The following is a 15,322-nucleotide window of genomic DNA, read 5'->3' as shown; positions in this document are numbered from 1 at the left end:
TCAACAATCTTTCCGTCTTTCATCACGATCACCCCAATCCCGGCCTGCCCTGCTCATTCCACTGTTCTACCCGTCGAATACGCCTGATCAGCCCGGTTGGGTTTGTCGGGGTAGCGCAACTGCAGCAATCCATGGGCAACCATCGGGGTCAGAAATCGTGATCGCAAATTATCCGGATTGCGGCGCAGAAGAGCCGCAAGATCACGCCGGGTCACCCAGCGGCCCAGGCACAGATCGAGAATGATCCGTTCCATTTCATCCGGGGGAAGGCGTTGGGAGTGCCTTGCCGGGCCCGCAATCCGCTCTGCTTCCGGGTCGTTGGACCAGAAATGACCGACACTCCGTTCGATTCCGGAATCCTTATGTACGGAGTCAATGCTCTTATGTACGGAGTCAGCCTCCTTATGTACGGAGTCAATGCCGTTATGTACGGAGTCAGCCTCCTTATGTACGGAGTGCCCCATCAACGGCACAAGACTGACGTGCCCTCGTCCGGAGCCGGGGAGACTTCCGGGCAATCGGTAGCGTGACCAGCGCCCCTGGCCCTCCTGATGCAAAGCCCTTTTGGCCACAAGTCCCTGCAGAAGTCGCGTCATGTCGCTGGCATGGCTTCCCGTGATCTGTCGCAACCGGGCATTGTCCACAGCGCCTTCGATATCCGCTGTCACCAGGGCCTGCACCTCCAATTTCATGAATCTTCCGAATCGGGTGCCGAAAATTTCTTTCAAGCGGGCCAGGGATTCCTCCGGAATCAGACTGATCATCGGCAATACCCATAACACTCTGTCGGGTTGCACCTGTTCCCGGACGATGGGAAGCCGCCAGTGCTGGGATTCCCAGCCCTGCCTGATCTTGTCGATCCCTGAGCCGGCCTTTTCCGCACCGCCGATCATCATGAAGATGGTTTGCAGGGACTTGTTGCGGCACTCGCTGACATTTCCGCGCATCAACTGGTCGAATGAAACCAACAAGGTACCGGGGTTGGAAAATTCGAAACGGTTCTTGAATTTTTCCACGACAACCCCGCCCACTCCCTGGTAGTCGGCATGAATCAGGGCATTGACCAGGGCCTCGCGGATCGCTTCGTGAACAATGGTTTCCCCGCGTCGAAACAGATCGCCGCCAAGCTGGAAAGGAAGCTTCAAGTCCTGGGTCAACCGCTGGATCACCTTCAGGTAAAACTGAAACAGGTTTGCCGTCCAGGTGCCGTCAACGGTCAGCCGATCAGTCCAGCGGACTTCAGGATCAATGGCGTACTTCTCCCGATAATCCAGGTGAAATCGGGGCAATGCTTCGCGGATTGCCTCATCCGTGCCGAACATCAACAGACCGGCGACAGTCAATCCCTCCAAGCCGCTGCGCCGATCCCGCCGCCAACCGCCCAATTTGGCCAGCAGCCCCTTGTCGTCTTCGCTCATCCAGGGGTGGGAAGGCTTGTGCGAGGCGAAACGTTGCCGGTACTGTTGCAGGCTCGGCCTGTCGATGTCGTCGAGCGTAAAGTTTTCGAGAATCCGGCTGTCCGCGGGCTGCTCGTCCCTGTCGGAGAGCATGCGGCTAACTTCCTGCTCGGTGCAGCGATAATCGCCGTCGAAATTTCGCCGATAGGTGCCTGTCAGGGGATTCTGGCCCAGAAAAACCGGCCGCTGGCGCCGCGCAGCCTGGGGAATGCGAATGGCGAGAATCAATCCATACGGGGTCTTGATCTCCGCCACGTCAGTATCGTTCAGGAGGTTCAGGTTGACCTTGCCCCGGTTGTTGATCGTATTCCAGAAATTTTTCCTGAGCGTTGCCGGTTCCCGAACTCCGCTGACCTGGCCGTCATCCTCCACGCCCAGCAGAATCACCCCGCCGTAGGTATTGGCCATGGCGCTGTAGGTCTCCCACAGACTCAACGGCAGGCCGCCTTTGGCCGACTTGAATTCCAGATCGTCGTTTTCCGCCCAGTCAAGCCGGGTCAGGATGTCGGTCGGGTTGACGGCCGGGGATTTGCGGCTCACCACCGCGCCCCCCGCATGAAGTCCGCGGCGCTGATTAGAACCGTGTCCATGGTCAGCCTCCGCAGGTCCGCGTCGTGGTTGACCTCCAGCCGCCGCAGCGTGGTGGAGCCGTCTTCGCGAACGTATTTGGCGAGAATGGTGTTGAGATTGGCCGTGTCGTCCTCCGCGTCGTCGATGTTCCGGAGCACGACCAGGGTGCCGTGGGTGGTCTCCACCGCCAGATAGAGCCGGTCGAATTCGCGGTACAACCGGTTAGATTTGATCCAGTAGCCCTGCAAATAGCACCAGGTTTCCATCAAATCGATGGTCTTCTCCTCCCGCTTTTTGCCGACACGGATGGTCTGGTCAAAGGGCCGGGACAGATCCAGGCTGGAGGAAAGGACGTTTTGTTCGGGCCGGTACAGGTAGCTGACAGGCACCCGGGACGGCAGGGCCGCGTCGTCCCAGGCCGGAACGAGGTTGTCGAGAACGTCTTCGTATTGCTCGAAGGCCTGCACCTTGATGATACGCCGCTGCAAGCCGCGGGTGGCTGGAGCGCCGTCCTTCCACTGGTTGGAATACATCACCCGCTTGATGCGCGGCTTGAGAATGGAATCAAAATATCCGCCCATTTCCGTCAACACAAACCGCCGCTGCTCGTCGCTGCGCATGACCGCGTGGCCGGTGGTTCCGGATCCGGCAAAAAAATCCAGAACCCATTCACCGACGGCTGTGGTCTGTTGAACAAACCTTTCAATGAGACTTACGGGCTTTGGACTTGCAAATGTTCTTGTCTTACCTGTTGTAGATGTTAGATCTTTTTCGCCATCTGAGTAATCCAGAATAACTGATTTACCAACGTTAGTTTCAACTTCATGAAGATAGCGTTTTATCTGAGGAACCTTGCTTTCATTTCTACCCCAAACGATCCTTTTATCTGCATCTAGCTCAACAAAACAGTAAGTTTGACCATCCATACGATTTAAAGGCCAAGCCCAACCTCTTTTAGGGTGAGGACATTCCCTTTTTGTTAATGGATGCAAAGGTTTATAAAAACGAAAGGCTGGGTCATTTGGATCTCTAAATTCAGCTTTTTGTGAGTCTTGCTTTACCTGTGGCATTGAAGCATCACTTTCACGCCAAATCCAAATCTTAGCTTTTTTATATTTAGCATCATTCTCTGAAACGTAACGACCTTTATCATCACGATATTCAGCATTTTTATAATTATAAAGGCCTTTCCATAGATCAAGGTTTTTATCAAATTCAATGCCCTGGTCCTCAAGATCATCCCTAAAATCTTGGCGATGCTTATCAAACAATTGAAGAAGAGCAAGCTCAATTTCTTTAATTGACGGGTAATCAGATTCAATTTGAACTAGTAATTCCATAATGTCTGAGAGTCCTGGCTTTGCCTCTCTAAACATAGACTGCTCTGCTTTTACGATGTCAAGGTCACGTGAAAAAACCTGTACATATTCGTGATTCGTAGAATAGGTCGGAGACTTATTCTTATTGCTATTCTGCGCCCAGATCAGTTCCTCCACCCGGTTGCCCGGGCCGAAGATCAGCTTGAGCTGGGTTTCGAGCTGGGTGCGTTCTTTGTCGTCGATGCTGGCGAAGAGCACACCACTCTTGCTTAAAAGCGGGTAGGCCAGTTGCAGCCGGTCGTGGATCATTGAGGCCCAGCTCGAATGGCGGAAGCTGTCCTTGTACAGGAATCCGTCGCCGCCGGTGTTGTAGGGCGGGTCGATGTAGATGCACTTGATCTGTTCGCGGAATTTTTCCTGGAGCAGGTTCAGGGCCTGCCAGTTTTCCGAGTTGATCAGCAGGCCGTCGGTCTGGGCGTCCAGGTCGTCGAATTCGGGCAAGCTGAGCAGGTCGGCCTGGAAGTCGGGGTCAGTGTCGCGGTAGAGGCTGGTGTCCACCACCAGGGTCGGGTGGGCGGCAAGCTGGTCAGGGTCAGCGACATCCACCTTGAACACCTCCCGCCATTCGTCCCGCTGGGCCTCGCTGGCCAGGATACGCAGGTGAAAGCTCGCGGGAACCTTGCCCACGGAAACCATGTAGTGGGTATCCACCACCTTTTTCTTCAGCTCGAACAGCCCTTTCTGGAAATTCTCAATGGCCGCGAGAAAGCTGATCAGAGTGTCGGCCACGATATTGAAGGCCCGGGCGATCAGGGTGGTGGCGTTGTCCTCCCCGGCGTGCAGCAGGGCGTCCAGGTCGGAGAAGATCACCTGCCTGATGAAACGGGCTTTTTCGCGGGTCAGGAAGCCGGGCAGATCCTTGTGGATGAAGTAGTCGGAATCATTGCCCACGTAGAACCTGTTCAGATTGCGGTCGAGCTGCCAGAGAGCCTTGGCCACGGCGTCCCGTTCCAGGGCCTGTTTGCGCTCGTCGGCGTTCTTGCCGAAGTCCTTGAACTCGTCCCGGCCGGTTAGCTCTTCGCAGTATTTGTCAAATTTCAGACGCAGTTGCCCGATCCCCTTGACCGCGCCGCCGTCGGTCTTGTCGTAGTCGTCGCCCAGGTCGTTGAACAGCGGCTTGCCGGGCGGGTCCTCGTTTTTTCCCGGCTTCTTGTAGAGATAGGGCGTGAGGTCCGTGTCAGCGGCCAGAACGTCCCGCCACAGGCGGGAATAGATTTCGGTCTTCGGGGTGGACGCGGCGGCCAGGGCGAAACGGACCCGCCACAGGGTGCGGGCATTGCCCTGGGCGTCCATCTCTTCCACCGGCTGAATGTCCAGCAGGCGGTAGTGCTTGATCGCTCCATCCTTGTTGTTGTTCCGTTCCTCAGTCCCGGCCCCGCCATCGCTCCCGCTGAGCCGAAACTCGATCCACTGCCCGTTCACCTCGCAGCGCACGCTGTGAAAACCGTTGCCGGTCTTGATGTAGTAGCTGTCCTTGTGCTTCCAGTGAAACAGGGTGTCGGAGCCGTCGTAGTCCGCCTCATAGGCCACCTTGAAGGCGCTGGCTGCCCGGGTGTTGTAGCCGAAATCGCCGTGCTGGTAGTACAACTCGAAAAAGTTCAGCAGGTGATTGTAGACCCGGACTTCGAGATCAGCGACGGAAAGCCGACGGGTTTCGATGAAGATCTTGAATTGCGCTTCCACCTGCTCGCGTTCCTGTTCATCGGCCAGACCCAGCATGACCCGAAAATCATCCTGCACCGCCCTGTCGGCTGGCGCAGCCTCCAGGGCTTTCCACTTGGCGCTTCCTTTATCACCAAAGGTCGCGGCAAACGCCGCAAGCCAGTTCCGGGCCGCCTCCCCCTGGGTGTTGTGTACGCCGCTCAAGGCCCGGGTGACCGTGGTCCGCAGGCTGTTTTCGCCGTCCCCGTCAATGAACGTCTCGATAAACCGCCGCTTGAGGCGAATGATGCGGTAAATGCCGAAGTCCAGGTCGTGATCCTCGAACTGGAACATTTCCTTGAGAAAGCCGCGCAGTTGGTCAAATTCGGTGGTCATTGAAAATCCCTGGAAGAATCAATGGGTAGGACATTAGGCTCCGGACGTGGGCCAAGGCATGCGCCAAGATATGCGCGAAAGGTTGCTCATATCGTCAAACTTGCCAGTTTGAAAAGCTCTCGATCAAGGCCTTGACGGCCTTGATCGAAGTATCGAACACAGAACCATAAGGCTGTTTTAAGTTGTCATGTGTTTCGCCATTTCAGGGCTCTTCTTGTTTTGTCACCACGGTCCCAGGGCGTTGCCCTGGGCTATCGTATGCCGCCCCGTTGGGGCTACGAGGCAACCCTGAAAGGGGCCCACGAGACGACACAAATTACTCGAGAGGCGGGAATCAGGGGAGGCACTGCCCTCATTGCTTCACCGCCACAGGTCGCTGACAGGGGTTTGCGGGGTGAATCGCCATGCGGCCTGGGCTTGGAACAGTTCGGCGGTGGCCAAGGCGTCGGTCAGGGCGTGGTGCGGGGAGTAGACGGGCAGGTTGTAGCGGGTCCGGCTGGCCGCGAGGCGCAGGGATTGCTTGTCACGGCCCCACAGGCGGTTTTTCAGGTAGGTCCACCATCCCTTGTCGTCCGGGCGATGGAGGCGGGCCTCAATGTCCATGGTATCGATGACCGGAAAGATGATTCCCTCATCCCATCGTTGTCGCACCGCGGCATCCAGGAATCGGCGCTCAATCCGCCGATAGTGCACGACGACGACGGTTTGAGAAAGAGCCCTGATCAATTCGGGCAAGACTTCCTCTATGTCGGGGCTTTTCAGAACATCAGAATGGGTAAGGCGATGGAAGACCACCGATTCCTTCTTCAACTCCCTGGCTGGGTTGACGACCCAGTATCGAGCGCGACTGCCGAATATTCGACGCAACGTGAACGGGACGAGGCCGATGCTGACAATGGCGTCTTTGTCGGGGTCAAAGCCGGTGGTTTCAAAATCCAGCGCCACCATCGGCACCTCGGCCAAGGCCGTCCCGGCTTCGACGACCCCGGCTTTATAGAAGTCCCGAATCAAAGGGTGCCGGGCCTGGGCCCGCCGTTTTTCGTACAAGTCTTTCCAAGGAATTGGCTCGCTCTTTCGGCGCTTCCTTTTCTCAGGACGTGGAAAAAACACGCTTTGTCCCTCTATAACGCCCTTTGGCGGGGCGCACTTTGAGATAGTTCTGGGCGTCGTTGAGGACTTGGAAGGCTTCCTTGAGGTTGCGACGGTCGAACTGGCTCAAGTCTTCGGGATTGATATTGTTGTCCACCTTCTGTTTCCGGCTGATTTGGTCGGCATGGTGTCGCTGACGGACCACGGACATGATTTCCATGGCGTCGCGCAGGGCCTCAGCCCGGCCTGGCGGCAGGTGGCGCGCATCCTTGATGTCTTCCAGCCGCTCAAAGGTATTCTGAGCCGTGGACCCGACAGCCAGCGCATGGACGCGGACCAGGGCCGCCAAGGGGGCCGTGCCGCGTCGCTTGAGATTCAGGGAATTCTTGTGCTCCCCATCCTGCTCGAGCACGAAATCCTTGAAAAAACCCAGGGGAGGAGTGCGGTACAGGGCGGCCCGCCCCAGGGAACTCAGAAACAGATTATGGTTCGCGGCCTGGCGGGCGATCTGTTGCCGGAAAGGGATAACCCATTCGGTATGTCCCCAGACCCCGTCCAGATCGAAAAACATCGAACTGTTCAACATCGCCTCCTTGGAGGGATAGGCGATCCAGTCCGCGAAATACTTCTTCCACACATGCCGGGGCTGACGCCATTTGTCCGTGGTGGCCATCACCCCGCCTTTGCAATAGGCAAACCCGTTGGCAGCCAGTCCGTCGGAAACAAAAGCCGCCAGTTTTTGGAAATACCCATCGTGTTTGGCGGCATCAAAACTGTCGTCCAAGACCAGGGCGTTGTCCTGGTCCCCGCCGGGCAGCAGCTCGTCCCTGGCCATGGATCCCAGGGTCAGAAAACAGCAGGGGATCGGCGGGGGGCCGAGTTGCTCCTCGGCCAGTTCCAGCAGTCGCTGGAAAATACTGCGCCCGAACACGGTCATGGCACTGCCGACCATGTGTGAATTGGCGTCCTCGTTGACCATGCGCACGAAACTGGCGTCGATATCTTTTCCCAGGTTCACCAGTTCTTCCTGATTTTGGGCTCGCAAAAGCTTGGCCACCACGAACAGACTGTTCTGGGATTCGTAACGGATCAGATCGGACAGCGCGATCACTCCCACGGCTTGCTGGGAGCGCATCAGGGGCAGGTGATGCACGTTGTGGCGCAGCATGGTCAGCATGGCGTCGAACACATACAGGTTGGCGTCAAGAGTAACCGGGTTGGCAGACATGATGGCCGTGATCGGCGTATCGAACTCCAGCGCGGGCGAGATGAACCGGGTGCGCAAGTCCTGGTCCGTCACGATACCGACCACGGTGGATTCACCATCCTCGTTCATGTCCGTGACCAGCACTGAAGAAACGCGCTCTTCGGTCATTTTTATCGCGGTCTGATGCACGCTGGCCGTCTGGTCGACGCTCACCGGTTCACGCCCGATCAGCCTGCTCACCTTGGTCCGCATCATCTCATTGGACTGCTGAGCTCTGGAAATCGCCTGCTGGAGCCGAGAGTGGTCTCCAAACTCGACGAAATCGGCAAAGACGTCATGCTGATCGCACAGCTCGTCGAAAATCGTCTCGGGAATGATATACAGCAAGGTGTCTTCCAGCGCTCGTGCCGGGAAGCGCACCCGGTTGCGCATCATCAGACCCGTTTGCCCCAAAAGTTCCCCTTCTCCCAACCGGTTGAAAAACTCTCCATCGCGGCGGAAAAGTTCCACCGCGCCGCTACGAATAAAATAGAGGTCATGTATCTCGTCGTTGAGCAGCAAAATATCGCTGCCCGCCTTGTAATAAGCCACATCAGCATTCGCGGCCACGCGGGCCACGGCCTCCTCCGGCAGGGCGTCAAAAGGCTCAAATCGTCGCAGGTGGTTTGCGATTTCTATCTGTTCGACTTCCATGGGATTTGCCGCGTGCGCGATAGTTTTGGTTAACCAACGGCTGAATAAACCTTATCCGACAGTCCGTTCAAAAACCCCAAGTGCAAGGAGCAAAAAAAGCTCAAGGTCGAAGCGTATTTTTTCATACGTAAGAGTTTGAACTTTTTGCAGTGACGCAGCAATTGGGAGTTTTTCAGCGGACTGTTAAACCCAGGCCGGGAGCGGAGCTGGAGAGTCGAAAACGATGTCCCGCCCCGGGTATGCATTACTGAATCGAACGGACTCAGGACTTCCGGTCAGACTTTCTTGAGACGCGGCTCCGAGGCCAAGCCCTTGATCAGCGACCAGCAGGCCACCAGCAGCACGATGGTGAACGGGAAGCCCGTGGAGACCGCCATGGCTTGCAGCGCCACCAGCCCACCGCCAAGAATCAGGGCAATGGCCACCAGCCCCTCGAAGGTACACCAGAAAACGCGCTGCACTACCGGCGCTTGCACCTTGCCGCCGGCACCGATGGTGTCGATGACCAAGGAACCTGAGTCCGAGGAAGTCACGAAAAAGACCACCACCAGGATGATGCCGATGAACGATGTGATCTGGGCCAGCGGGAGAACGTCGAGCATGGCGAAAAGCTGCAACGGCAAGGCGGCATCCGCGGCAGCCGTGTAGCCGTCTCTGACAACCTGACCAATGGCGGTGGTCCCGAAAACCGTCATCCACAACACGCAGGCCGCGGAGGGTATCAGCAGGACCGAGATGAGGAATTCGCGTACGTTCCGCCCCCTGGAAACCCGGGCAATGAACATCCCCACGAACGGCGACCAGGAAATCCACCAGGCCCAGTAGAATGCCGTCCAGCCTTGGGCAAAATTGGCGTCTTCGCGGCCAATGGGGTTGGCCAGGGCCGGCAGATGCTGGAGATAGCCGGCCAGATTGGTGAAAAACCCGGTCAGGATGGCCAGGGTCGGTCCCACGATGATCACGAAGAGCATCAACAACGCGGCCAGGACCATGTTGATCTGCGACAGGCGCTGCACCCCGGCTTCCAAGCCGGCAACCACGGAAATCAGGGCCAGCAGGGTAATGCCGATGATTAACAGGACCTGCATCGTGCTCCCGTCGGGCAGATTGAACAGGTAGCCCAGCCCCGCCGCGGCCTGGGAGGCACCAATCCCCAAAGAGGTGGCCAGTCCGAAGAGGGTCGCGAAAATGGCCAGAATATCGATGACATGTCCTGGCCAGCCCCAGACTCGTTCACCGAGGATGGGGTAAAAAATGGAGCGGACCGTCAAGGGCAGACCCTTGTTGAAACTGAACAGGGCCAGACCCAGGGCCAGGATCGAATAGATCGCCCAGGGATGCAGGGCCCAGTGATAGATGGTGGCCGCCATGCCCAGGCGGATCGCGGCCTGGGTATCGCCCGCGGCCCCGCCCAGAGGGGCCCAGTCCGTGCGGATGCCGTTCTCACTGGCTGTTCCGCCCAGGGCGCTGCTGAAATGGGACAAGGGCTCGGAAACCCCGTAGAACATCAGGCCTATGCCCATCCCCGCCGCAAAAAGCATCGAGAACCAGCCGAGATACGAAAAGTCCGGGGTGGCCTCGGTGCCGCCGATCCGGACCCTGCCCAGGGGGGAGACGATCAGAAACAGACAGACCAGGACGAAAATATTTCCGGCGCTGATGAAAAACCAGTCCAGGTTTGAGGTCAGCCAATTGCGCAAGCTGCCGAACAGCGGCTCAGCCTGGGTTTGAAACAGCATCGTCACCACGACGAAAATGACGACAACAGCCGCTGCGGTGCCGAAGACCGGGTTGTGGATGTCCACGCCGTACCGACCGAGTTTGTAGGATACATTGTCCTGGCCGATGGTGTAGTCCGTGTCGATGGGATTGACCTCGCCTTCGGGCGGGATCATGTCGATGGATTCCTGTGTTTCCTTCTTTTCAACCATTACTCCTTCCCTCCCTGTTCATGTCCTCTCCAGCAATATGCCCCCTACTCCAATATGAACCGAGGTGCAAAGAATGAAAAAAAAGCCGCGGTCCATCGAATCGAATACCAATGTGGAGAACTGTCACTGCCTGAACAGTCCCGCGATCCTCCGCTCCAGCTCTCTCAAGGTCGCGGAGTCCGCGAGGCGTTGGTCCAGGACGTGGATCCGGGCTTTGTCGCCCTGAAGGTCCACGGCGGCCGTGCCCGGCAGGAGACTGACCACCCAGAGGAAGAGCACCCGAGCCGACTCGGATTCAAGGGCGAAGACATGGGTGATCACGGTGGGCGTCACGTCAACCCGGAGCCGCATGGCCCGCGAGGCCACGTCCAGGCCGCCCAGCAGGGATTGCCGCAGAAAGTACGGCGAAAAACGGATCACGGCCAAGGGCCGGAGGGGCCAGGACCGGGGCGGGAGCAGCCGGAAGCTGGCCGGCACGGCCAATCCGACGCCGAGAAGTCCAAGGACGGAAAAGAGTGATCCGCCTTCAGTCAGAATCCACCAGAGCAGGCTGAATCCCAATATCCGGACCATGACGCCGCCCGGGCCGGGAAAACTCCACGACGACTCGGGACTTGGAGCCGATTCAGACGAATTATCCCTGGACTCAATTCTCGGTTCCGCCATGGCCGTCTCCTACCGCCCACTCCAGCAAGTCAAAAAAACAAAACAGACAAAGCTTACTTCAGCGCTTCTCCGCCGTCTTGTATACCGAACCACGCTCACGCTTCCCCACTGCGACGACCACGACCACGAAAACCGTATCACGGACTTCATAGACCAGACGATATCCGGCACTTTTCAGCTTGATCTTGTATCGATTGGCGCCTCTGGACAGACGAGAGGCGGGGACATGCGGGTTATGGAGTCTTTCCTGGAGCTTGCGTTTGAATTGTTCTCGAAGATGTTCGTCCAGCTTTCGCCACTCCTTCAAGGCCTGCTCCTTGAACCGCAGCTTATAATTCATCAAGGGCCACTTCCAATTCCGGCTGATCCTTGCGGGCATCGGCCAATGCGTTCAACTCCAGATCTTCCAGCCTGTCCATCAGGGACTCGTAGGCCCGCGACGGAACACAGTAAAAGGCCGGCTTGTTCCGGTTCAAAATCGCCACGGCAAAGCCGTCGCCCGCCTCCACGGTCTTCATGGGATTTTTCTTAAGATCGGATATGCTGGCCGTAACATCCGTGAGAACGAGATTTGTCGGCATGAGACGTCTCCTGTTTTTTTTGTTCAAGACCTAATATAAGACCTCGGAAAAAGTCTCGTCAAGTTTGGGCCGGACTTATAGCCTGCGGCAACAACGACCTCAGTGTTCAGGGTCAAAAATAACCCCACCATGCGGCTAGATCGCTCATAAAAAAGCACTCTAATACGTCCCCCTGTGTCGTATACATCCGGACGCGTTTTGATAACATTCACGTAAAAGCTTAATGGGAAAGCGCAGCGGCGAAGGCCTTGTCCGCTCAGGCGGAAGAGGCCCGACAAGGTGCGAAACGTGAAAAATAAGGATATTGCTCATCCAGGCTGCCTCTCGGTGGCTTGCGCGGATCCCCCCAAGGGCTGGTCCGGGGACGGTGGGGCCGAATAACGGAGCCCCCCCTAACAAATATCCCCAAAAACCTGAATCCGTGGGCGATTGTGCGTCCATGGCGACTCTGATGACCTGAAACAATGTCGAAGCACCCAAAAACTCATCTTCAATCCAACGCCACGCATACCGACGTGCCGACTATCCACAAGCTTGGCAGTCGCTTGCGATATTTACGTTCAGTAAAGAACCTGACCCAGGCCGAAGTGGCGGAAAAAGCCGGGCTCAGCCTCCGGCAGGTCAATCGCATCGAGTGTGGGGAACGATCCCCTTCTTTCCCGGCCTTGGAGAGTATCAGTCAGGCCCTGGAAACCAACCTGCTCAACCTGTTCCTCTTTGCCGACGATATCCTGGAAAACGACCCGCCAGGAGAACACCCGGGCTTCGCGGAGACTGGCGGCGCGTGGCCAGGCGACTACTGCACGCCCGTCTGGGTTGGAACTTGGACCTTGGCGTCTTCAGACGGCAGGCGGACAAGTTGGAGTTCGTCCGTTTATTCCATGCTGGGCTATCAGCCGTACTCCGTCAAACCCACGGTAAAACGCTTCCTCAAACACATCCGTCCTGAGGATCATTCAGCGGTGCAAGAGTTCCTCGACAAAGCCGGGCACGGACAAAAGATCAGCCTGGTGCTTCAGGTGAAGACAAAATCCTTGAGTCAACGGACCTTGTGCATCAGTGTGGATACCCAGCGGACGAAAGCCGACGCGCCTGAGGATGTTTTGCTCATTCTTCAAGATATTACGGAATTTGGAGAACTTGCCAGGACCCTCGTCCACAACAAATGCGAATTGGAGGAGCATGTCCGCGAGAGGAACAGAGAACTGAGCCTTGCCGTTGAAAAGTACCAATTCGAAGCGTTGGAGAGAAGTAAAGCGCAAGCTCGACTGCGCATAAGCGACCTGATGGTCTGGCATTCCTCGAACGCCCAGGTTTTCGTGGACAAGAACGGGATTATCGGCTCGGTAAACGCCGCTTATGAACGACTGGTCGGAGCATCCTCCCAACAGTTGCTGGGCAGAATTTATGCGGACTTTCTTGTCGAGCTGCTCAGTAAGGAGTTTTATGATCAAGAAGTGAGACCGCAGCTCGTCCGGGTTTCACGGTTGGGGGAAGCTGCGTTTTGGAAAGGTTGGGTGGAAGTCAGGCACCTGGCACGTCTTTTTCTGAGGATCAGCTACTCCCCTTGTTGGGAAGGCGAAGAAATTCTCGGCCTGGTCGTCACGATCCACGACTTGACGGCCCTCGTCACATCACAAAGAGAACGAGAGGAAAGTGAAACCAGATATCGCTCACTTTACGAAGATACCCCCGCAATGCTGCATTCCATCGACAAAGATGGAAAAATCATCAGCATCAGCAATCTGTGGCTAGAAAAACTCGGTTATACACGAGATGAGGTTATAGGACGCCGATCCGTAGACTTTTTCACGGATGAGTCCAGATGTCGGGCGCTGGAAGAGAACATCCCGAAGTTTTTTGAAACCGGTTCCGCGAAAGACCTGCCCTATCAGATGGTGACCAAGGACGGGCGGATACTGGACGTGTTGATGTCCGGCGTATCCGAGTTCGATAAAGAGGGCGTTTTCGTCCGATCCATGGCCGTCACCGAGGACGTTACCGTACGCAGAAAGGCTGAAAAAGCGCTTCTGGAGAGTGAACAACGCTTCCGTGCATTGGCTGAAAACCTACCGGTGCTGCTCAATGCCGGTACGAAAGACGCACGGTTTACTTACTGGAACAAGACCTCTGAAATCATTACCGGCTACTCCAAGGAAGAGGCGATCGACAATCCCAAGGCCTTTGCCCTGATGTATCCGGACCAGGTTTATGCCGCGCGGATGTTGCGCGAATGGGAGGAAGCAGGGAGCGAATTTACCAACAAGGAGATTACGCTGACCGCCAAGGACGGAACAGCACGCCACATCGTTTGGTCCAATCTGCCCCCGGAACTGAGCTACACCGGGGACGATGTCTGGGCCGTCGGCGTGGATGTCACGCGGCGCAAGCTGTCCGAGGAGGCGCTGATGCAGCGGGAGAAGCTTCTGGAAGTCGCTGCGAGCGCCACCCTGAATCTCTTGCGCGACGTGGAGTTGGGGCCATGCGTCACCGATATTCTGGCTGGTTTGGGGCAAGTCACCAACACCGACCGGGTCTACGTATTCAGAGACCATGTGGATGAGGAAACCGGACTGCTCCTGACCAGCCAGACCTGGGAATGGGTCAACACGGGCATCGTGCCGCAAATCGACAATCCGAACTTGAAAAACGTACCGTATCTCGCGGCCTGTCCTCGTTGGCGGCAGGCAATGGAGGCTGGAAAATGCATCTCAGGGCATGTCCGACATTTTCCGGATGAAGAACGAGGCTTTCTTGAGCCTCAAAACATTCAGAGTCTGCTCGTCGTCCCGATACATTCCGACGAACGGGTTTGGGGCTTTCTGGGTTTTGATTCGGTGCGCACGACACGCGATTGGACCTTTGCGGAAGAAAACGTCCTGCACATCGTGGCCTCGGCCATCGGAGCGGCAATCGCGCGCAAGGCAAGCGAAACATTCATCAAGCAGCAGGCCGAGGCAACGAGTCGGGTCAAGTCCGCCTTCCTGGCCAAGATGAGCCACGAAGTCCGCACTCCGTTGTCCGGCGTTATGGGTCTGACGGACTTGCTTCTGGACACGCCGCTCAGTCCGGAGCAGCGGGAGTATCTCGAACTTGTCCGGGATGCCGGAAACAGGATGCTCACCCTGACCACCGACATTCTCGATCTCTCAAAAATCGAGGCCGGCAAGCTGGAACTGAAAGACGCGGCCTTCGAACCGCGTCGGACAGTGAACGACGTTGTCCGCTTGTTGGCCGGGCAGGCCCTCAACAAGGGCCTGGACCTTGCCTGGGACGTCAATGCGGCAATCCCGCGCCTGCTCGTGGGTGATGAGGGGTGTCTGCGACAGGTGTTGTTGAATCTTGCGGTCAACGCCCTGAAGTTCACCGACCAGGGCGTGGTCCTCGTCCATGCGGGCCTGGAAGAAGACCGGGCGAACAAAACTCTGCTGCGCTTCACGGTCAGGGACACGGGTCCCGGCATTCCTCCGGACCTGATCTCCGACCTGTTTTCCTCGTACAGCCAGGTCGGCAAGACGTCTCGTCATGGGGGCACGGGGCTGGGCCTGGCCATTTGCAAGGAACTGGTGGAGTTGATGGGCGGTACTATCGGGGTGGAAAGCACCGAAGGTCGCGGTTCCACATTCTGGTTCACGGCGTGGTTCAAGAAGGAGCCGGTGCCAAAGGCGGACTCCGCGTAGCCGGAGCGGCTGAGCAGAATACGCATTTTTCG

General features: G+C 57.0%; 9 protein-coding genes. 1 reads left to right on the top strand and 8 read right to left on the bottom strand.

Annotated features, from left to right (window positions below; genetic code table 11):
- Nucleotides 1–53: 53 nt before the first annotated feature.
- From GY33_RS0116000 to GY33_RS0115965, 8 genes are all read right to left on the bottom strand, one after another.
- Entirely contained in the window at nucleotides 54–1,997 is a 1,944-nt protein-coding gene (locus tag GY33_RS0116000) for an RNA-binding domain-containing protein (protein WP_084185263.1), read from the bottom strand.
- Nucleotides 1,994–5,443 (bottom strand): site-specific DNA-methyltransferase, encoded by a 3,450-nt coding sequence (locus GY33_RS0115995; protein ID WP_031388302.1) that lies wholly within the window; start codon nucleotides 5,441–5,443, stop codon nucleotides 1,994–1,996. Before GY33_RS0115995 ends, GY33_RS0116000 begins: the two co-directional genes overlap by 4 nt.
- Nucleotides 5,444–5,803: 360 nt before the next feature.
- Nucleotides 5,804–6,553, bottom strand: a complete 750-nt coding sequence (locus GY33_RS0115990) for a 3'-5' exonuclease (protein WP_084185245.1) — start codon at nucleotides 6,551–6,553, stop codon at nucleotides 5,804–5,806.
- Nucleotides 6,534–8,432, bottom strand: a complete 1,899-nt coding sequence (locus GY33_RS0115985; protein ID WP_031388300.1) for a putative nucleotidyltransferase substrate binding domain-containing protein — start codon at nucleotides 8,430–8,432, stop codon at nucleotides 6,534–6,536. The genes GY33_RS0115990 and GY33_RS0115985 overlap by 20 nt, the downstream gene beginning before the upstream one ends.
- A 275-nt stretch (nucleotides 8,433–8,707) precedes the next feature.
- Nucleotides 8,708–10,363: a BCCT family transporter gene (locus GY33_RS0115980; protein WP_035272470.1), complete on the bottom strand. Its 1,656-nt coding sequence runs from the start codon at nucleotides 10,361–10,363 to the stop codon at nucleotides 8,708–8,710.
- 123 nt (nucleotides 10,364–10,486) lie between these two features.
- Nucleotides 10,487–11,029: a Na+/H+ antiporter subunit E gene (locus GY33_RS0115975; protein ID WP_084185243.1), complete on the bottom strand. Its 543-nt coding sequence runs from the start codon at nucleotides 11,027–11,029 to the stop codon at nucleotides 10,487–10,489.
- A gap of 58 nt (nucleotides 11,030–11,087) precedes the next feature.
- A complete protein-coding gene (locus GY33_RS0115970; RefSeq protein ID WP_031388297.1) occupies nucleotides 11,088–11,369 on the bottom strand; it encodes a type II toxin-antitoxin system RelE family toxin in 282 nt (93 codons plus the stop codon).
- Nucleotides 11,359–11,610 (bottom strand): type II toxin-antitoxin system Phd/YefM family antitoxin, encoded by a 252-nt coding sequence (locus GY33_RS0115965; protein WP_031388296.1) that lies wholly within the window; start codon nucleotides 11,608–11,610, stop codon nucleotides 11,359–11,361. Before GY33_RS0115965 ends, GY33_RS0115970 begins: the two co-directional genes overlap by 11 nt.
- A 464-nt stretch (nucleotides 11,611–12,074) precedes the next feature.
- Between GY33_RS0115965 and GY33_RS20035 the strand changes: the two genes are divergently transcribed.
- Nucleotides 12,075–15,290, top strand: a complete 3,216-nt coding sequence (locus GY33_RS20035; protein WP_051822733.1) for a PAS domain S-box protein — start codon at nucleotides 12,075–12,077, stop codon at nucleotides 15,288–15,290.
- The last annotated feature ends 32 nt before the right edge of the window (nucleotides 15,291–15,322 follow it).

Source organism: Desulfonatronum thiodismutans (assembly GCF_000717475.1).
In the GTDB taxonomy this organism is placed as follows: domain Bacteria; phylum Desulfobacterota; class Desulfovibrionia; order Desulfovibrionales; family Desulfonatronaceae; genus Desulfonatronum; species Desulfonatronum thiodismutans.
This window is presented reverse-complemented; position numbering and strand designations above follow the sequence as displayed.

Excerpts from the sequence above, each read along its gene's own strand:
- GY33_RS0115995 (WP_031388302.1), bottom strand. The coding sequence starts at position 5,443 with ATGACCACCGAATTTGACCAACTGCGCGGCTTTCTCAAGGAAATGTTC.
- GY33_RS0115985 (WP_031388300.1), bottom strand. The coding sequence starts at position 8,432 with ATGGAAGTCGAACAGATAGAAATCGCAAACCACCTGCGACGATTTGAG.
- GY33_RS0115980 (WP_035272470.1), bottom strand. The coding sequence starts at position 10,363 with ATGGTTGAAAAGAAGGAAACACAGGAATCCATCGACATGATCCCGCCC.
- GY33_RS0115975 (WP_084185243.1), bottom strand. The coding sequence starts at position 11,029 with ATGGCGGAACCGAGAATTGAGTCCAGGGATAATTCGTCTGAATCGGCT.
- GY33_RS0115970 (WP_031388297.1), bottom strand. The coding sequence starts at position 11,369 with ATGAATTATAAGCTGCGGTTCAAGGAGCAGGCCTTGAAGGAGTGGCGA.
- GY33_RS0115965 (WP_031388296.1), bottom strand. The coding sequence starts at position 11,610 with ATGCCGACAAATCTCGTTCTCACGGATGTTACGGCCAGCATATCCGAT.
- GY33_RS20035 (WP_051822733.1), top strand. The coding sequence starts at position 12,075 with ATGTCGAAGCACCCAAAAACTCATCTTCAATCCAACGCCACGCATACC.